19 protein-coding genes and 2 tRNA genes are annotated in these 16,680 nt (G+C 60.0%); 3 read left to right on the top strand and 18 right to left on the bottom strand.

The window, feature by feature from the left end:
• Positions 1 to 2 precede the first annotated feature (2 nt).
• The 10 genes from nuoG to JET14_RS07460 all read right to left on the bottom strand — a co-directional run bounded on the left by nuoG (position 3) and on the right by JET14_RS07460 (position 8,534).
• Entirely contained in the window at positions 3 to 2,084 is a 2,082-nt protein-coding gene (gene nuoG, locus JET14_RS07505) for an NADH-quinone oxidoreductase subunit NuoG (RefSeq protein WP_200337470.1), read from the bottom strand.
• A gap of 85 nt (positions 2,085 to 2,169) precedes the next feature.
• Positions 2,170 to 2,469, bottom strand: a complete 300-nt coding sequence (locus tag JET14_RS07500) for a pentapeptide repeat-containing protein (protein WP_200337469.1) — start codon at positions 2,467 to 2,469, stop codon at positions 2,170 to 2,172.
• 4 nt (positions 2,470 to 2,473) lie between these two features.
• Positions 2,474 to 3,772: an NADH-quinone oxidoreductase subunit NuoF gene (nuoF, locus tag JET14_RS07495; protein WP_200337468.1), complete on the bottom strand. Its 1,299-nt coding sequence runs from the start codon at positions 3,770 to 3,772 to the stop codon at positions 2,474 to 2,476.
• A 9-nt stretch (positions 3,773 to 3,781) separates the two neighbouring features.
• Positions 3,782 to 4,744 carry an NADH-quinone oxidoreductase subunit NuoE gene (nuoE, locus tag JET14_RS07490; RefSeq protein WP_200337467.1) on the bottom strand — a complete coding sequence of 321 codons (963 nt, stop codon included), beginning with the start codon at positions 4,742 to 4,744 and terminating at the stop codon, positions 3,782 to 3,784.
• A 122-nt stretch (positions 4,745 to 4,866) separates the two neighbouring features.
• Complete coding sequence (locus JET14_RS07485; protein WP_200337466.1) at positions 4,867 to 6,057, bottom strand: NADH-quinone oxidoreductase subunit D; 1,191 nt, start codon at positions 6,055 to 6,057, stop codon at positions 4,867 to 4,869.
• Positions 6,054 to 6,488, bottom strand: a complete 435-nt coding sequence (locus JET14_RS07480; RefSeq protein ID WP_200337465.1) for a GFA family protein — start codon at positions 6,486 to 6,488, stop codon at positions 6,054 to 6,056. Before JET14_RS07480 ends, JET14_RS07485 begins: the two co-directional genes overlap by 4 nt.
• Positions 6,489 to 6,498: 10 nt before the next feature.
• Positions 6,499 to 7,095: an NADH-quinone oxidoreductase subunit C gene (locus JET14_RS07475; RefSeq protein ID WP_200337464.1), complete on the bottom strand. Its 597-nt coding sequence runs from the start codon at positions 7,093 to 7,095 to the stop codon at positions 6,499 to 6,501.
• A 15-nt stretch (positions 7,096 to 7,110) separates the two neighbouring features.
• On the bottom strand, positions 7,111 to 7,689 hold the full coding sequence (locus JET14_RS07470) for a NuoB/complex I 20 kDa subunit family protein (RefSeq protein WP_024707024.1): 579 nt from the start codon (positions 7,687 to 7,689) through the stop codon (positions 7,111 to 7,113).
• Positions 7,680 to 8,045 carry an NADH-quinone oxidoreductase subunit A gene (locus tag JET14_RS07465; RefSeq protein ID WP_024707025.1) on the bottom strand — a complete coding sequence of 122 codons (366 nt, stop codon included), beginning with the start codon at positions 8,043 to 8,045 and terminating at the stop codon, positions 7,680 to 7,682. Before JET14_RS07465 ends, JET14_RS07470 begins: the two co-directional genes overlap by 10 nt.
• 412 nt (positions 8,046 to 8,457) lie before the next feature.
• Positions 8,458 to 8,534, bottom strand: a tRNA-Asp gene (locus tag JET14_RS07460).
• A 373-nt stretch (positions 8,535 to 8,907) separates the two neighbouring features.
• Between JET14_RS07460 and JET14_RS07455 the strand changes: the two genes are divergently transcribed.
• Positions 8,908 to 8,983 (top strand) — tRNA-Val (locus JET14_RS07455).
• A gap of 38 nt (positions 8,984 to 9,021) precedes the next feature.
• On the opposite strand, the gene JET14_RS07450 is transcribed toward JET14_RS07455, so the two are convergent.
• From JET14_RS07450 to JET14_RS07415, 8 genes are all read right to left on the bottom strand, one after another.
• Positions 9,022 to 10,137, bottom strand: coding sequence for a tyrosine-type recombinase/integrase (locus JET14_RS07450; RefSeq protein ID WP_246750551.1), 1,116 nt, complete (start codon positions 10,135 to 10,137; stop codon positions 9,022 to 9,024).
• Positions 10,137 to 10,391 carry a hypothetical protein gene (locus JET14_RS07445; RefSeq protein ID WP_024705973.1) on the bottom strand — a complete coding sequence of 85 codons (255 nt, stop codon included), beginning with the start codon at positions 10,389 to 10,391 and terminating at the stop codon, positions 10,137 to 10,139. Before JET14_RS07445 ends, JET14_RS07450 begins: the two co-directional genes overlap by 1 nt.
• A gap of 169 nt (positions 10,392 to 10,560) precedes the next feature.
• On the bottom strand, positions 10,561 to 10,881 hold the full coding sequence (locus tag JET14_RS07440; RefSeq protein WP_200337463.1) for a DUF2190 family protein: 321 nt from the start codon (positions 10,879 to 10,881) through the stop codon (positions 10,561 to 10,563).
• Positions 10,878 to 11,123, bottom strand: coding sequence for a gpW family head-tail joining protein (gene gpW, locus JET14_RS07435; protein WP_200337462.1), 246 nt, complete (start codon positions 11,121 to 11,123; stop codon positions 10,878 to 10,880). Before gpW ends, JET14_RS07440 begins: the two co-directional genes overlap by 4 nt.
• The gene (locus JET14_RS07430; RefSeq protein WP_200337461.1) at positions 11,123 to 12,934 is read right to left on the bottom strand and encodes a hypothetical protein; all 1,812 of its coding nucleotides are present in this window, start codon (positions 12,932 to 12,934) and stop codon (positions 11,123 to 11,125) included. Before JET14_RS07430 ends, gpW begins: the two co-directional genes overlap by 1 nt.
• The gene (locus tag JET14_RS07425) at positions 12,931 to 14,148 is read right to left on the bottom strand and encodes a phage portal protein (RefSeq protein WP_246750550.1); all 1,218 of its coding nucleotides are present in this window, start codon (positions 14,146 to 14,148) and stop codon (positions 12,931 to 12,933) included. The genes JET14_RS07430 and JET14_RS07425 overlap by 4 nt, the downstream gene beginning before the upstream one ends.
• A 141-nt stretch (positions 14,149 to 14,289) precedes the next feature.
• On the bottom strand, positions 14,290 to 14,898 hold the full coding sequence (locus JET14_RS07420; RefSeq protein WP_200337459.1) for a hypothetical protein: 609 nt from the start codon (positions 14,896 to 14,898) through the stop codon (positions 14,290 to 14,292).
• Positions 14,899 to 14,993: 95 nt separating this feature from the next.
• Positions 14,994 to 15,533 carry a hypothetical protein gene (locus tag JET14_RS07415; protein WP_200337458.1) on the bottom strand — a complete coding sequence of 180 codons (540 nt, stop codon included), beginning with the start codon at positions 15,531 to 15,533 and terminating at the stop codon, positions 14,994 to 14,996.
• Between the two features lie 86 nt (positions 15,534 to 15,619).
• Between JET14_RS07415 and JET14_RS07410 the strand changes: the two genes are divergently transcribed.
• Together JET14_RS07410 and JET14_RS07405 are read left to right on the top strand one after the other, a co-directional pair.
• Complete coding sequence (locus JET14_RS07410) at positions 15,620 to 15,862, top strand: helix-turn-helix domain-containing protein (protein ID WP_200337457.1); 243 nt, start codon at positions 15,620 to 15,622, stop codon at positions 15,860 to 15,862.
• A gap of 36 nt (positions 15,863 to 15,898) precedes the next feature.
• A complete protein-coding gene (locus tag JET14_RS07405) occupies positions 15,899 to 16,651 on the top strand; it encodes a zinc ribbon domain-containing protein (protein ID WP_200337456.1) in 753 nt (250 codons plus the stop codon).
• The last annotated feature ends 29 nt before the right edge of the window (positions 16,652 to 16,680 follow it).

Raw genomic sequence — 16,680 nt, 5'->3', positions numbered from 1 at the left:
CCTTATTCCGCCGCTGCCTTGAAATTGTTGCGCGCCAGCGCCGAGCATTCGGCCATCACGGCAGAGGCCCGGGCAATCGGGTTGGTCAGGTAGAAATCGGTGATCGGCGAGACGAAACCGGCTTCTGCGAGATCCCCACCCTTCGACGCCGCCGTTTCGACGGCCTTGATATCAGCGTCAGCGACCGCGTCAAGCGCGGCGAGATGCGGATATTCGCCGTAAAGCGCGGCCCGCAACGCCATCAGCGAGTCGTAAGGCAGCGTCTTGCCGAGAATGCCGGACAGCGCCCGGAGCACCGCCCAGTCCTCGCGCGCGTCACCCGGCGCAAAACCTGCGCGGTTGGTCATCTGCACGCGGCCCTCGGTATTGACATAGGTGCCCGATTTTTCCGTGTAGGTTGCCGCCGGCAGAACCACATCGGCATTCATCGCACCGGCATCGCCGTGCGAACCGATATAGACGGTGAAGCCGGCCTTCTTGGCGGAGAAATCAAGTTCGTCGGCGCCGAGCAGGAAGAGGACGTCCGTATCGCCCAGCATTTCGGCCGCGGTCTTGCCGCCCTCGCCCGGTACGAAGCCGATGTCGAGACCGCCGACCCGCGCCGCCGCCGTATGCAGCACGGCAAAGCCGTTCCAGTCCTCGCTCACCGCGCCGACATCGCCGGCAAGCTGCGCGGCCCTGGCCAGCACGGCCGCGCCGTCGTCGCGCGTCAGAGCGCCCTGCCCGACCATGATGATCGGACGTTCGGCCTTCTTCAGCACGTCGAGGAAGCCGAGCGAACCGGAGGCGAGGTCGGACAGCGTCTGCGGGCCGGCGCCGAGATATTCGTAATCATAGCGCAGGTCCGCCTGTTCGCCGATCACGGCGATCGGGAAATTGGCCTTGCGGAAGCGCTTGCGGATGCGCGCATTCAGCACCGAGGCCTCAAACCGCGGATTGGCGCCGATGATCAGAAGAGCGTCAGCCTTTTCAATGCCTTCGATCGTCGGGTTAAAGAGATAGCTTGCGCGGCCGTTTGCCGGATCAAGCTTTGCGCCGTCCTGACGACAGTCGATATTGGCCGAGCCGAGCGAAGCCATCAGACCTTTGAGCGCGTACATTTCCTCAACCGTCGCCAAATCGCCGGCAATTGCGCCGATCCGGTCGCCGGACACGCCGTCGAGCGCCGACTTGATGGCGGCGAAGGCATCATTCCAGTTCGACGCCTGAAGGCGGCCGTTGACGCGGATATAGGGCTTGTCGATGCGCTGGGTGCGCAGGCCGTCCCAGATGAAGCGGGTCTTGTCGGAGATCCACTCCTCGTTCACCTCTTCATTGACGCGCGGCATGATGCGCATCACTTCGCGACCGCGCGTATCGACGCGGATCGCGGAACCGACGGCATCCATGACGTCGATCGATTCGGTCTTGTTCAGCTCCCACGGACGGGCGGTGAAGGCGAAGGGCTTGGAGGTCAGCGCGCCGACCGGGCAGAGGTCGACGACATTGCCCTGCAGTTCCGACGTCATCGCCTGTTCCAGATAGGTGGTGATCTCCGCATCCTCGCCGCGGCCGATCAGGCCGAGCTCGGAAATACCGGCCACTTCCGTGGTGAAGCGGACGCAGCGCGTGCAGTGGATGCAGCGGTTCATCACCGTCTTCACCAGCGGGCCGATATACTTGTCCTCGACGGCGCGCTTGTCTTCCTGGTAGCGCGAGGCGTCGATACCGAAGGCCATGGCCTGGTCCTGCAGGTCGCATTCGCCGCCCTGGTCGCAGATCGGGCAGTCGAGCGGATGGTTGATGAGCAGGAATTCCATCACCCCTTCGCGCGCCTTCTTCACCATCGGCGTCTTGGTATAGATCTCCGGCAGCGAGCCGTCCGGGCCGCCGCGAATATCCTTGACCCCCATGGCGCAGGAGGCTGCCGGCTTCGGCGGCCCGCCCTTCACCTGAATGAGGCACATGCGGCAATTGCCGGCGATCGACAGCCGCTCGTGAAAGCAGAAGCGCGGGATTTCGGCGCCCGCCGACTCAGCCGCCTGCAGCAGCGTGTAGTGGTCGGGAACCTCGATTTCCTTGCCGTCTACAATCAGATTTACCATATCCGTTTTTCCCGCTTCGCCGATGATCCGAAAGAGACCGCCGGCATTCCGTTCTCGATTGCGTACGCCCGCTCCGGGTTTCGCCTCAAGCCTTGTGTTCTTTCCACAGCGCGAGCAACGCGCCAACATCGATGCCTTCGATCGTCATGCCATGCAAACGGCATTCGCTGATCGAGACGCCCGAAAGATTGGCATCCGTCACCGTCATGCCGGAAAGGTTTGCGTCCGTGACCGTCATGCCCGAAAAGTTGGCGTTGCTCACCTTCCAGCCCGACATGTTCACGTTGTGAAACTTCGAACCGGACAGATCGACATCATCAAAGACCGAGCCCGAAAGACAGCTCTTGCTGGCATCGATTTGGTCGACCTGATCCTGGAATTTCATCAGTCTACTCCGCCGCTTCCATCACCGCGCCTTCCGACGTGGCGTTGGCCGTGTACTGGTCGATCCGCTTTTCGATTTCCGGACGGAAATTGCGGATGAGGCCCTGGATCGGCCACGCGGCCGCATCGCCGAGCGCGCAGATCGTGTGGCCCTCCACCTGTTTGGTGACTTCGAACAGCATGTCGATCTCGCGCTTCTGCGCCTTGCCGACCACCATGCGTTCCATCACCCGCCACATCCAGCCGGTGCCCTCGCGGCACGGCGTGCACTGGCCGCAGCTTTCATGCTTGAAGAATTCGGCAAGCCTTGCGATCGCCTTGATGATGTCGGTGGACTTGTCCATGACGATGGCGCCGCCGGTCCCGAAGGAGGACTTCACCTCGCGCAGGCCGTCGAAGTCCATCTGCACGTCGATCATGTCCTCCCCCTTGACCACCGGGCAGGACGCGCCGCCGGGGATCACGGCAAGCAGGTTGTTCCAGCCGCCGCGAATACCGCCGCAATGCTTTTCGATCAGCTCGCGGAAGGTGATGCCGAGGCTTTCCTCCACCACGCAGGGCCGGTTCACATGGCCGGAGACCATGAACACCTTGGTGCCGACATTGTTGGGACGGCCGAAGGAGGAGAACCAACTCGCGCCGCGCCTGAGGATCGTCGGCGCAACCGCGATCGACTCGACGTTGTTCACGGTGGTCGGTAGACCATAAAGACCCATATTGGCCGGGAACGGCGGCTTCAGCCGCGGCTGGCCCTTCTTGCCCTCAAGGCTTTCCAGAAGCGCCGTCTCCTCGCCGCAGATGTAGGCGCCGGCGCCGTGATGGACATAAACGTCCATGTCCCAGCCGCACTTGTTGTTCTTGCCGAGCAGGCCGGCCTCGTAGCACTCGTCGATCGCCGCCTGCAGCGCCTCACGCTCGCGCATGAACTCGCCGCGAATGTAGATATAGGCCGTATGCGCGCCCATGCCGACGCCCGCCAGAAGGCAGCCCTCGATCAGGTGATGCGGATCATGCCGCATGATCTCGCGGTCCTTGCAGGTGCCGGGCTCGGATTCGTCAGCGTTCACAACGAGATAGTGCGGACGGTCATCCTTGGGCATGAACGACCATTTGAGCCCCGTCGGAAAGCCCGCGCCGCCGCGGCCGCGAAGACCCGAATCCTTCATCTCCTGAACGATCCAGTCGCGGCCCTTGTCAACAATCGCCTTGGTATTGTCCCACGAGCCGCGCGCCATCGCGCCCTTCAGCGACTTGTCGCGATGGCCGTAGAGGTTGGTGAAGATGCGGTCCTTGTCTTTTAACATGCTTCACTCCTAACGCGCTGTTCTGCCGAACACTTTTTCATATTCCTCGATGCCACCCTTGGCCAGCACGCCCGCCTGACGCTGCCACTCGTCGCGCTCGATGCGGCCGCCGAGTTTCAGCGAGGCATTGACCCAGGCGCATTCGCCCGGCGTCCATGCGGCGATCTGTTCGAACGTGTAGATGCCGATGTCGTTCAGAAGCTTCTCGATCTTCGGGCCGACGCCCGAAATCATCTTCAGATCATCCGGGTCTTCCGGTTTCCGGTCAGCAGCCGGCGGCCGGTCGCCTTCGGCGCCGTCGAGCGCTTCCGGCGAACCGGCGCCCTCGTCGGTCTCGTCGTCAGCGCCGGCGTCATCATCATCATCGTCCGTGAGCGAGGTGAACCCGCCTTCCGGCGCGGAGAACCAGCGGTCAATCTGGGGGCCGGGCTTGATCTCATCGCCGCGGCCTGCCTCGAAGGCATCGATGATTTCTTCCAGCCGTTCCGGCGTCAGGTCCTCATAGGCATCCTTGAAGATCATCACCATCGGCGCGTTGGCGCAGGCGCCCTGGCACTCGACCTCTTCCCAGGACAGCGTGCCCTCGGCATTCGGCTCAAGGGCTTCGGGACCGATCTTCTTCTTGCAGACATTGATCAGGTCGCCGGCGCCGCGCAGCATGCAGGGCGTGGTGCCGCAGACCTGGATATGCGCCCTGGTGCCGACCGGCTTCAGTTGGAACTGGGTGTAGAAGGTCGCGACCTCGAGTACTCGGATCAACGGCATGGAGAGCATATCGGCGACCTTCTCGATCGCGGCACGCGTCACCCAGCCTTCCTGTTCCTGCGCCCGCATCAGAAGCGGGATCACGGCGGACTGCTGGCGGCCTTCGGGATATTTCTTGATCGTGGCTTCGGCCCAACGGGCATTTTCGTCTGAAAACGCGAAAGCGGCGGGCTGGACATTCTCATCGGCTAGTCGACGAACGGACATGCTCTCTTATACCTCTTCGGAGGTTCTGTTCACAGCTCTTGCATATCCCATGTTCTGGCACCGGCCTTCAACCGGTCCGGGACAGCAAAAAGCGTTTCTTGACATTGCAAGGGCGTCAGCGATCACCGGTCCACCTCACCGAACACGATGTCGAGCGTCCCGATGATGGCGGTGACGTCGGCAAGCTGATGGCCCTTCGACATGAAGTCCATCGCCGAAAGATGGGCAAAGCCCGGAGCGCGAATCTTGCAGCGATAGGGCTTGTTGGTGCCGTCGGAAACGAGGTAGACGCCGAACTCGCCCTTCGGCGCTTCAACGGCGGCATAAACCTCGCCTTCCGGCACGTGATAGCCCTCGGTATAGAGCTTGAAGTGGTGGATCAGCGCTTCCATGGAGCGCTTCATCTGCGCCCGCTTCGGCGGCACCACCTTGCCGTCCATCGAATTGAACGGGCCGGTCCTGGCATCGCCGAGGAGCCGTTCGACGCACTGCTTCATGATCTTCACCGATTCGCGCATCTCGTTGATGCGCAGCACCCAGCGGTCGTAGCAGTCGCCGTTCTTGCCGATCACCACGTCGAAATCAAGATCGGAATAGCATTCATAGGGCTGCGCGCGCCTGAGGTCCCAGGCCGCGCCCGAACCGCGCACCATCGGGCCGGAGAAGCCCCAGGCAAAGGCATCCTCGAGCGTGATATTGCCGATATCGACATTGCGCTGCTTGAAGATGCGGTTGCCCGCCAGAAGCGCCTCGATATCGTTGAGCTTTGCCGGGAACTGCTCGCACCACTTGCCGATATCCTCGACCAGTTCCGGCGGCAGGTCCTGATGCACGCCGCCGGGCCGGAAATAGGCCGCATGCATGCGCGCGCCGCAGGCACGCTCATAGAACACCATCAGCTTCTCGCGCTCTTCGAAGCCCCAGAGCGGCGGCGTCAGCGCGCCGACGTCCATGGCGGCGGTGGTGCAGTTCAGAAGGTGGTTCAGCACGCGGCCGATTTCGGAGAACAGCACGCGAATGAGCTGCCCGCGAATCGGGATCTCGACCTCCAGCAGCTTCTCCACGGCCAGCGCGAAAGCGTGCTCCTGGTTCATCGGCGCCACATAGTCCAGCCGGTCGAAATAGGGCACGGCCTGAAGATAGGTCTTGGTCTCGATCAGCTTCTCGGTTCCGCGGTGAAGCAGGCCGATATGCGGGTCGACGCGCTCGACGATCTCGCCGTCCAGCTCCAGCACCAGACGCAGCACGCCGTGCGCGGACGGATGCTCCGGGCCAAAGTTGATCGTGAAATTGCGGACATTATGTTCAGTCATGCCGATGGATCCTGTTGTGCAGCATAAGCCGCAAAGAACTCTGCGGACGTCATCTTCTTGGTATCGTTGGCGAAGTCGTAATTGTCCGGCTTTTCGTCGACGAAAATCTCGCTGGTGAAGCGGAAGCGTTCGGGCTGATCGAAGGCCTGGGCGGAGACAACGATATCGGAGCCATCCTGCATGCGCCAGAAGAGCGTCGATCCGCAGGTCTTGCAGAAAACGCGCTCGCCATAGTCCGATGACTTGTAGACGCCAAGCATATCCTCGTTCTCGACCTCGACGGCCGTGCCGCAGTCGACGCCGAGAAAACCGGCGCCGCCGCTCCAGCGACGGCAGAGGCTGCAATGGCAGACCCCCATCTCGTCGCTTGCTGGCGTCGCGGTAAAACGAACCGCGCCGCAGATACAGCCGCCGGAAAGACGTTCAGCCATTGCGCCCTCCTCAGCTCGCCTTCTCGTCACCCGGCAGGACATATTCCGGTCCTTCCCAGGGGCTCAGGAAATCAAAGCTGCGGAACTCCTGGCGAAGCTCGACGGGCTCATAGATCACGCGCTTGGCTTCCTCGTCATAACGCAGCTCGACGAAACCGGTGGTCGGGAAGTCCTTGCGCAGCGGATGGCCCTCGAAACCGTAGTCGGTCAGGATGCGGCGCAGATCCGGATGGCCGGAGAAGGGAATGCCGTACATGTCCCAGGTCTCGCGCTCGAACCAGTCGGCGCCGGGGAAAATGGACGTGATCGAGGGAACGACTTCGTCCTCGTCCACCGCCACCTTGATGCGGATGCGCATGTTCTGGGTCGGCGACAGGAGATGGTAGACGACGTCAAACCGCTGGGCCCTGCCCGGCCAGTCGACGCCGCAGACGTCGATGATGTTGACGAAAGCGCACTGGCCGTCATCGCGCAGGAATTTGGCGACATCAACGATCGCCGCCGGCGTGGTGAAAACGGTCAGTTCGCCATGGGCGATGCGGGTATCCGTCACGCCCTCGCAGGCTTCGCGGATATGGGCGCCGAGATCGTTCAAAGCTTCACTCATCATTCTCTCCCGCCGCTATCGCTCGATCGTCCCGGTGCGCCGGATCTTCTTCTGCAGAAGAAGAACGCCGTAAAGCAGCGCCTCGGCCGTGGGCGGACAGCCCGGCACGTAAATATCGACGGGAACGACCCGGTCGCAGCCGCGAACAACGGAATAGGAATAATGATAATAGCCGCCGCCATTGGCGCAGGAGCCCATGGAGATGACATAGCGCGGCTCGGGCATCTGGTCGTAGACCTTGCGCAGCGCGGGCGCCATCTTGTTGGTCAGCGTGCCGGCAACGATCATCACATCCGACTGGCGCGGCGAGGCGCGCGGCGCGAAGCCGAAACGCTCGCAGTCGTAGCGCGGCATCGACATCTGCATCATTTCCACGGCGCAGCAGGCAAGACCGAACTGCATCCACATCAGCGAGCCGGTGCGCGCCCAGGTGATCAGCTGCGCCGACGAGGTAACAAGGAAGCCCTTGTCGGCAAGTTCGTTGTTGATTTCGCCGAAAAAGCGGTCGTCAGCGCCGACCGGCTTGTTCGTCATCGGATCGACCACGCCCTTGGGAACCGGCGCGACCAGCGTTTCGTCCTGGCTCACTCCCATTCGAGTGCTCCTTTTTTCCATTCATAGATGAAGCCGATCGTCAGCACGCCGAGGAAGACCATCATCGACCAGAAGCCGAACCAGCCGATATCGCCGAAGGACGCCGCCCATGGAAACAGGAAGGCCACTTCGAGGTCGAAAATGATGAACAGGATCGCGACAAGATAGAAGCGGATATCGAACTTCATGCGCGCGTCATCGAATGCGTTGAAGCCGCATTCATAGGCCGAAAGCTTTTCCGCATCGGGCGCCTTGAAGGCCAGCGCGAAGGGCGCGACCATCAGGGCAAGCCCGATGATGAGACAGATAGCAATAAAGATGACGATCGGAACGTAGGAACTGAGGACTTCAGCCATAAAAACACCCTTGCCGTTTGGTGGCGCCCGGGTCAGCGCACCCGCAGGATAAACCGCGAGACCGAAAATTGATAGATGTCGGGGTTGTGGTTAGCGCAGCCGACGCGCTCGCGCAAGCCATTGCGACTTCATTTCATGGCGCTGCAACAATCTTTCGATAAGGGAATGCGGCGCTTTTGCGTCGCCTGCGGCCTTTCGAACAAGGTGCGGCAATTTGCTGCGCTCTCGGAGGGAGGGCCGGCTGCCGCCATGACGGTCCGCAAGTCCGGAACCAAGGTCAGCCGGGACGAACTTTATTCGCGCGGGAATCGCCGCACCCTGGCGAACAGGACCGACCAGTCGCGTGCGACAGATTATACCGCCTGCGCCACAACGCAGCAGAAGATGAAAAACATGAAGGGGAAGGAGAAAATGGCGCGAGTGACGGGGCTCGAACCCGCGACCTCCGGCGTGACAGGCCGGCACTCTAACCAGCTGAGCTACACCCGCGCATTTGGCCGTTTCAGGGGCAAGCGCTTGTTTTCGCGAGCGCTTGTCTGTCTGGCGTGAGCGGCTGTTTAAGGGGGTCGCCTGCCACTGTCAAGCGACATATCTCGCATTTCTGTTTTTTTTGCGCGTGCCTTGCGGTAAGGCCCGGAAAACCGGCAAAATCGCCACCGGAAAAATACTCGCCGGCCTTGGCTCCGGTTCTGACGACAGCACTTTTCTCTTCTCCCGAGAACGAATCCGAGCGGATCGATCCATGCGTCCTGCAAGACCGTCTGCGTCATTCACAGGCTTTTTGAAAAAAAACGCAAGTTCGGCAAAAACCCTCTTGCGATTTTCGTCCTATCCGCCTATTTCACGCACCACCAACACGGGCGGGCGATTAGCTCAGTTGGTAGAGCGCCTCGTTTACACCGAGGATGTCGGGAGTTCGAGCCTCTCATCGCCCACCATCCCCTTTTTAGGGCACTGTTTTCCCATCATAATTTCCTCAATATGTCTCATCGGCGTTTTTCGCTTTTGAAAGTGAGACATTCCTGTTCCTGAAGCGTTCGACACGCTCGAAGGCATTTCGGGAGAGACGGCGCTTTTCAGCTTCGCGAATGTAGATCTGTGCCGTGCTGAGATTGCGCCATCCGAAGGCCGCGCAAAGCTCCGGCGCTGACACTTCGCTTTCAGCCATGATCACGGCGGCAGCCTTGCGAAGCCCATGGGCGCTGCAACGCTTCAGTCCGGCCTGATTGCACCATTCGCGCATCTTGTTGCCGAGACCTTCTTTCACAAAGGGCTTGCCGAAGCTGGTCACCAGATAGGCCAGATCACCCGTCTCTGTACGTTCGAGCGCTTTGATAAGGTCAGAGGTCATCGGCACCTCAATCAGCACCGGAAAGCGATCACGGTTCTTTTCAGCGGTGAACTTCAGCCAGCGCCGCCCGTTGATCATGGTTTCGTGCTGGCGGCCGAGTCGGCATGCGTCGGAGATCCGCGCGCCGACATTGATCATGATTTCCATCGCCAGACGCGGCTTACTGCCTAGCGGATGAAAGGCGCGGAACCGGTCAACCTCTTCCGGCGTCCATGTGTGGAAGCCTTCCGACTTATTGTTGATCTTGCCCACACGCGCCGCCGGGTTTTCCACGGCAAGCTTTTCGTCAATCGCCCAGTTATAGAGTGCGCGCATCACCTTCACGAGCTTGTCAGCTGCACCGGGCGTTTCGCGGCGCTTGAATTGGCTGGCCTCCATGTCCTTCTTGCGGAACTTCTTGTAGGGAAGCGCACCGGCCGTTTCACAGAACCGCAACAACACACTGCGCTTGTCGCGCCGGGTGGCCTCATTGAGCCGCTGGAAGCGCTGCGAGCGAAAATACTGATCGACCAGCCAGTCGAAGGTTTCTTCGCGAGGCGCTTCCTTTTTCGGTTCAGCCATACCATTAAGGACGGCCAGAGCCGCCCAATACTCAGCCATGAATTCCGGTGTGATGTTCCCCTGATCATCCTTGTACGCCGCCTTGATCCGCACTTTTGGCTTACCAACTTGGCGCACGTAATAGCGCGGGTTTCCGCGCCGATCAGGATCAAACACACAGTAGCGCAATCGGGTTTTCATCAGGCCACCATCCCATCAAAGGGATTCTCATCATCGTCCTGGCTTTCGCCATCTTCAGAAAGACGGCTCCAAGCCGCCCTCACCTTCTCAGTGTCCCAAAGCATCACACCGCCGATCTTGCGCCCCCTCGGCATGCGTCCATCAGAAACCCATGCCTTGAAAAGCGAAGTCGAGATTGCCAGCGATGCCGCCGCCTCTTCTGCCCGTAACGCAAAACGGGGGATCGTCACTTCCCGCAAACTGCTACCTGCCATCTTATTCTTTCCTCGTTTTTCGGTCTCAGCCTCTCCCCGCCATGAGTGAACACGGGGAGAGGCCTTTGCAGCGGCGGACAAAGGATTACGCCGCTAACCAGTCACCTGCGCTTGACTGGCGTTTCGGCGAAGGCGGATTCGGAGACACCCTCGCCGATCTTTGCCCGCATCAGTTTCTGACGCGGACGTAAACGGTCGTTGCAGCGGCGGGCGCAGCGGCCACGGCATGGCCGACAAGCGTGTTGCCCTCGCTCGTGGCCGAGATGGCCGTTCCGTCCCAATAGACGGCCTCACCTTCGCCGAGACTGTCGCCTGCGGCCTTGGGCAGGTCGAAGACGCCTTCAAGCGATACGGCCAGTCTCTGGCCTTCTGCGGCGCCTGTGGTGGCAACGCCAAAGAGCGATCCGAAGAGATAGGCCTGCCCGGAGGCAAGCCCGCCAGCGGGCGCGGTGAGATCGACAATGTTGCCGGGCTGGATGAAGTTCTTCATGGCCTGTAGCCCTTTCGTCCCTGAATGTTGAAGATGCGCGGGTTCGCCTGTGTGGGAACCCCGAGTTCGGCCTGAAGCCTGCGGATGTAGGCTTGCAGGGAAGTGCGGTTTGCAGCGGTGTAGGTGATGCTCTCGCCGTCATAAGAGAGCGTGACGGCGCTCTGACCGATTTCGAGCTTGTGCAGCGCCTGCTTTGCTTCGCTGAGTTGGGCCTGAAGCTCTGTGCGCTCGTCCACTGTCATCAGCCTACCGCCTCAGTGTGATCGAGCCGGGTCCAGGAACGCCATTCCAGCCAGCCGAGGCCGAAGTCCTGCCGGATCTTGAAGTCGATGGCATCGGTGTCGAAGTTCTGGCGGCTGTCGGTGAAGGGCGCTTCATTGCCGCGCAGAAGCACACGGGTCGCCCCGTCCATCTTGGCAGGCTCAGCTACCAGCCAGCTACGCTTTGCGTTGCTGAGACGCGGCTCCGAGACAACCACCAGCTTTCCCGCCAGCGGGTTGACCTCCGCCATATTGGTCGGCGCTGTTGCCAACACCATACGCACGGCGTCAGCTTCATATTCCGGCGGGACAAGCCAGTGGGTCGGATACACACCGATGATCACGTCGCCCTTGCCCTTCCGGCGCGACATGGAGGAGCGGAAGGCCAGAACCTGCCGGGACTTCTCCAAAAGAAGGTTGATGTCTTGAAGGGCATCGCCAGTGTCGGCCGGGTCTTCGAAGACACCAATATTGCCCCGGCTGGCATGGAACACGGCCTTACCGTCGGCCATCTTCGGGCCTGCCCCGTCACTCTGTTCGAGGAATGCGACCTGCCGGTCTGCAAGGTCAGCGGCAAGCCTGCGGCCATACTTGGACCCCATATCGCCAAGCCGCGAACCGGCATTGATCGAAAGCTCGCGGGAAACGGACGTTACCCCGCCAATGGTCGAGACAAAGATCGTCTCGCCGCTTTCGTCAACGTAAGAGGCCTTGTAGTGGCCGTTTTCCAGCTTGTCGCCAATGGCAAGCGTCGTCCAGTCAACAAGGCCGGAGGTTTCCTTGTTGAAGGTCTCGACCGTCGTCTCGCCGAAGAGCGTGGCAATCGGGGAGAGTGCCGCTTCATACTCCCGGCGCATGGAGAGATTGAACGTCCCGCCCGCGATGATCGCATAATCGGCGGTGGCGGCAGCGTTGCGCAGAACCATCGCATCGGAAAGACCGGCGATGTTCTGCCCGGCATTGCGCAGGATCCGGCGGGCGAAGGCGGCTTCGCCTTCGGCAAAGACGGCGGAAGCGGCCCCGGTCGGTGCCTGTCCCCGGTTGATGGCGTCAAAGGCATCGATGGCCGCACGGCAAAGCACCTGCGGGTTATCGAGCGTGTCTTCATTGTGGTTTCCGGCGCTGCGAACCAGCGGTGCAGTGCCGAGGCTTTCAAGCAGGCCGCGCATGCGAGCTTCATTGTCGCCGCCACGGGAAAGCACGGTGTCAATCGTGGCGTCTGCGATGCCTGCCGAGCGGGCAATCGTGCGCAGCGTTGCATCATCGAGACCGGCGTTTTCGTTGCCGGTCTGCGTTTCTGTTTCCATGGTGTCCATCCTCACAAAGGCGTTTGCGTCTGCCGGGTTGATGACAAGCGAACCCTCAACGAACCGCCCGGCAACGGCGCGTCGCATCGGCTTTCCCGTCTGGCCGTCCTTCGACTTCTGCCAGCGGGAAACGGTGTAACCGACCGAGAAACCCGTCTGCGCACCATCCTTCAGGTTGGCGGCAAGGGCGTCATTGTCGGCACGGCCGGAAAGCACGGCATCGGCGACAAGCGCGCGCCTGCCGTCGATGGTCTCAATCCGGAAGTTGTTCATGCGGCCGACCGTGTCGCGGACACTTTGGGAATGGTCGGTCTGAAGCGGCAGGCTTTCGGGCAGGCCTGCGGCAAAGAAGGCATCGAGGTCGAGCACCTCGATATGATCGCCGCGATCAACCGGCGCTTCGGTGGCAGCAATCACGGTGAAGCTGCGGGTTTCGGGATCGTATGAGTTCGGGCGCGCTTGCGTCCTGCGCATGAGAAGCGTCATTCTTCGATGGCCTCCTGTTCCGGCGCTTTGGCCTTGGCTGTTTTTGGGGTGAAAGTGTCGGCCGCAATCTCGGCCTCGACCGTTTCGAAGTCGCGGCCCCGGCCTTCGATGACTTCCTTGCGGCTCTTGAGGCCCGCATCGACCAGATCGATATCGGCCTGCGCTTCCTTCATCGGGTCCACCTGCGGCCACGAGGGCTCGATCCATTCGGGATCCTCGATCTCGACCGAGAGATTGCCGCGAAGCGCTTCAATGGCTCGCCAACGGCGATAGAGCGGCACGAGAAAGCCATCGATGATCAGAAGGGTGCGGCGGGCATCCGCCTTGCGCCGTGCCGTCAGGGCACCGCCACGGAAGCTCGAATAGTTCACGCCCTCAAGATCGCCGATCAGATCCTCGTAGGTGCAGCCGATGGCAGCGGCCACCTGCCGGTAGAGGATCTTGAGGAAAGCAGGCAGGTCGCCCGCCTCGCCGCCTTCGGCCATGTCAACGCTTTCGCCGGGATTAAGGCGAACCGTTGCGCCCGGCTCCATGGAGGGCTTCACATCGCCGCTGAAGACGTCCGAGCCGTCCGGCGTGGTCAGAAAGGCGGTAAAGAGCGCCGCCACCTGAAGCTTTTTAAGCCCGGCATCAACGGCAATGCTGGCCGTGTTCAGAACAGGCAGGACCGAGACCAGCGGGGAGATGCCACGCGTCTGGCCGGGAAACTCACGTTCGAAGATATGCAGCACGTTGGCAGCCTCGAAGCGCTGCGACGGGCGATAGACGCCAAAGGGATCGTCCGGCGACTGCGGCAGGATCCAGTAAGCGACGATGCGGTCGAATTCATCGAATTCAACGCCCGCAATGATCACCCGGCCATTGCCGAGGTCTTCGCTCTTTGCCCGTTCAAGCTGATCGGGGTGCAGCATCTGGACGGAAACCTCGCCCTCAAGGGAGCGCATCAGCGCCAGCGCTTCGCCGTAGACGGCCCAGGAGCGGGCCACGGCGCGTTGAAGGGAAAGCAGGCTCTGTTCTTCGGAAGGGTCAAAGCGGCGGCTGTTGAAGCCCTTGGCGATCTCTGCATCCGCATGCTTCAGACGAACGCCATCACCGACCAGCATGGAGACGATGATCTCGACAGCAGAGCGGACAACCGGGTCGTTCAGATAAAGCCCTGCGACGCGCTGACCGACGATCTGCGTGGACGCGCGAATGTCCCGGCTTGCGGACACTGTGCGGGGATCATCAGGCCAGAAGGCCGCAGCGTTCACGCTACGGCCATGCTTTGCGTCCGTTTTGTTCCTCTTGTGAAAGAGTTTTCTAATATAGGATGCCATCAGCTTATCTATTCGCTCCCGTTATGACCGGTCGGCTTAGTGGTTGGCTTGAAGCGCTTCGAGCAGGGCTTCGGCGGTCATCCGCTCCCGTTCAACGGGGGTCGGAAAGGCTTCGGGGTCGAGAAGCTGAAGCGAGAACAGAACCGATTTGTAGATCTCGAACAGGTCGAGGAAGCTTGCGGCATTCCAGCCGATCCGGTTCCGGTTGTCGGCCGTCTTCAAAACCGTCTGAAGCGAAACCGTCGGCGAATAGAATTCGATATCGACCTCGGCGTCGTCGTGTTCTTCGGCGTCGTCGTCGCTCATGATCACGGCGACCGTGTTCACCAGAACATCATCCAGCCGGGTCTCGTCTTCGCCGTGCTCCCGTGCTGCCCGGTCGATGGCCTCAAAGCGCGGCAGCAGCGCCATTGCAGCTTCAATCGCAAACTTGGCCTGTGCGCCCTGTGCGGTCATGCCCTTGACGGCCGTGGCCGTGCAGATGTCGGCAACGGAGTAATAGCTCCATCCCTTTTCCTGTTGCGTACGCGGAAACAGGCCATTGCGGATCCGCCATTTGTTGAACGTGATCTGCTTCACGCCGACGACGGCAATCATGGTGGAGAGGGGATAGATATATTCGGGGGCAGTCTGCTTCGGTTTCATGAGCGCATTAAAACCACATCCGAACAAAAAATACCAGTGTATTATTTTGGATTATTCCCGGCCCGTTTCATCTCATTAACTCCAGGCTGGTTATCTCAGGTCGCATTTCCCCGGACGAAATCCTGATAGACCAACAGCGGCGCGGCGCGATTCGCTGCCCGGCGTCCGACCTTTTCCGAAAGCAGGTCGGTCGCTACACGGACACCGCTAAGGTCGAAGCCGTAATGGTAGCTCCATTCCTGCGGTCCGGTATCTTTGACCCTGTATTCCTCATCCTGATCGAGTTCTTCGGTCCAACCGCAAAACGGCTCGTTCTCGTCGCCATTGATTTCGAGGTCGCGGTCATACGATGCGCCGGGAAGTCCTGACGTCGTCCAGCCAAGCCAAGGCTCGTATTCCGAATTGTCGACTTCCCGCTCGTCATCGCAGGACATGGCGTTATTGGAAAACTGCCCCTGATTGGGCCATCCGTTCACCGGCTCGTCGCTGCCGTCGTCCTCGTCTTCCGCCTCGCCGTCATAGGCATCGAGGATCATCAGCAGGTTTTCGACCGCGTCCTCGATCTTGCGCTTCAGCTCTGGGGTGAGTTCTGTAATGCGGACATAGTTGTCCCGTTCGCGAAAATGAGCGTTCATTCGCGTTGCTCCGTTGATGCTTTTCAAACCAAGTGATAGTTTATCTATCACGTGACACCTTATCGATCAATAGAAAATCATATGATATGAAACCGATCACAAGTGATCAAATCCGAGCTGCTCGTGCTCTGCTCCGCTGGACTGCTAACGACCTGGCGCAGGCAGCAAAAATCGGAGTAGCAACCGTCCGCCGCGCAGAGGCGCAAGACGGTGAGTTGTCAATGACTGAGGCAAATAGGTCTGCTGTAGTTGCAGCACTGGAAAAGGCGGGAGTAGTATTCGTCGAAGAAAATGGCGAAGGTGCCGGAGTTCGCTTTAAGAAGCGTTGATCAAAGGCGCATCCAGGAAAATGCGGGTACGTTGGTATGAGTGACGACGCCGAATATCAAAAAGATAGTGTACACTGTGTCCAGTGCGCCGAATCCATTCCCGCCGGAGCAACCAAGTGCAAGCATTGCGGAGGTTTTCAAAACTATAGAAGGCACTTCGAAATTTCGAATGCCGCGCTGGCATTGACAGTCGCAATACTTTCAGTGGGAACGTTGTTAATAGATAGAATCCCTTCCCTGATGAGGTATATCGCTTCAGAGCAGATGACTCTTGGTGTTTATGCGCATATCACGAGTGTCTCGATGGACAGCCTCACTGTTGTGTTTTTTAATGGCGGGAATGGCACCGTATGGGTCGATGGAGGCGCACTTTGCCATACGGTGAGTGTTAGCGACTCTGATGACCTTATCCTCGAAGACATTGGCTTTATTAGGCCCGTAAAAGAATCCGAAGTTACAGGTGCGTTCGTCTTAGGTTACGAAACCGATACTGGAAAATCAGGCTTCTTTTTACGACCCGATGAGACAGCCGAGAAAATGTACCACTCCAAATGGTTGATGCAGAACTACCTTGAGTTTGATCGAGATTCACACGAAGAAGTTCAGCGTGGATGCTTCATATCAATCACGTCCATGAATGGTGAAGAAGGAGCGGTAGTGCCAGTAATGAACAACATCTGGCATCACGCCCTGATTGAGGGCGTAAGCGAAATAGACGAAGAGAAATTTCCAAAAAAAGCGGATGGGCTCTGGTGGAATTCGGATTATGAATTTCTGCCCACAAAATAATATCGACCACTTAAAGCAAATTCGGAGCC

This window comes from Martelella lutilitoris (assembly GCF_016598595.1).
GTDB lineage: Bacteria > Pseudomonadota > Alphaproteobacteria > Rhizobiales > Rhizobiaceae > Martelella > Martelella lutilitoris_A.
The sequence above is the reverse complement of the archived record's forward strand: the minus strand, read 5'-3'. Positions and strand labels throughout refer to the sequence as shown.

Bases quoted from the DNA above. Each gene is read 5' to 3' on its own strand.
- nuoG (WP_200337470.1), bottom strand. From the start codon at position 2,084: ATGGTAAATCTGATTGTAGACGGCAAGGAAATCGAGGTTCCCGACCAC.
- JET14_RS07500 (WP_200337469.1), bottom strand. From the start codon at position 2,469: ATGAAATTCCAGGATCAGGTCGACCAAATCGATGCCAGCAAGAGCTGT.
- nuoF (WP_200337468.1), bottom strand. From the start codon at position 3,772: ATGTTAAAAGACAAGGACCGCATCTTCACCAACCTCTACGGCCATCGC.
- nuoE (WP_200337467.1), bottom strand. From the start codon at position 4,744: ATGTCCGTTCGTCGACTAGCCGATGAGAATGTCCAGCCCGCCGCTTTC.
- JET14_RS07485 (WP_200337466.1), bottom strand. From the start codon at position 6,057: ATGACTGAACATAATGTCCGCAATTTCACGATCAACTTTGGCCCGGAG.
- JET14_RS07480 (WP_200337465.1), bottom strand. From the start codon at position 6,488: ATGGCTGAACGTCTTTCCGGCGGCTGTATCTGCGGCGCGGTTCGTTTT.
- JET14_RS07475 (WP_200337464.1), bottom strand. From the start codon at position 7,095: ATGAGTGAAGCTTTGAACGATCTCGGCGCCCATATCCGCGAAGCCTGC.
- JET14_RS07470 (WP_024707024.1), bottom strand. From the start codon at position 7,689: ATGGGAGTGAGCCAGGACGAAACGCTGGTCGCGCCGGTTCCCAAGGGC.
- JET14_RS07465 (WP_024707025.1), bottom strand. From the start codon at position 8,045: ATGGCTGAAGTCCTCAGTTCCTACGTTCCGATCGTCATCTTTATTGCT.
- JET14_RS07450 (WP_246750551.1), bottom strand. From the start codon at position 10,137: ATGAAAACCCGATTGCGCTACTGTGTGTTTGATCCTGATCGGCGCGGA.
- JET14_RS07445 (WP_024705973.1), bottom strand. From the start codon at position 10,391: ATGGCAGGTAGCAGTTTGCGGGAAGTGACGATCCCCCGTTTTGCGTTA.
- JET14_RS07440 (WP_200337463.1), bottom strand. From the start codon at position 10,881: ATGAAGAACTTCATCCAGCCCGGCAACATTGTCGATCTCACCGCGCCC.
- gpW (WP_200337462.1), bottom strand. From the start codon at position 11,123: ATGACAGTGGACGAGCGCACAGAGCTTCAGGCCCAACTCAGCGAAGCA.
- JET14_RS07430 (WP_200337461.1), bottom strand. From the start codon at position 12,934: ATGACGCTTCTCATGCGCAGGACGCAAGCGCGCCCGAACTCATACGAT.
- JET14_RS07420 (WP_200337459.1), bottom strand. From the start codon at position 14,898: ATGAAACCGAAGCAGACTGCCCCCGAATATATCTATCCCCTCTCCACC.
- JET14_RS07415 (WP_200337458.1), bottom strand. From the start codon at position 15,533: ATGAACGCTCATTTTCGCGAACGGGACAACTATGTCCGCATTACAGAA.
- JET14_RS07410 (WP_200337457.1), top strand. From the start codon at position 15,620: ATGAAACCGATCACAAGTGATCAAATCCGAGCTGCTCGTGCTCTGCTC.
- JET14_RS07405 (WP_200337456.1), top strand. From the start codon at position 15,899: ATGAGTGACGACGCCGAATATCAAAAAGATAGTGTACACTGTGTCCAG.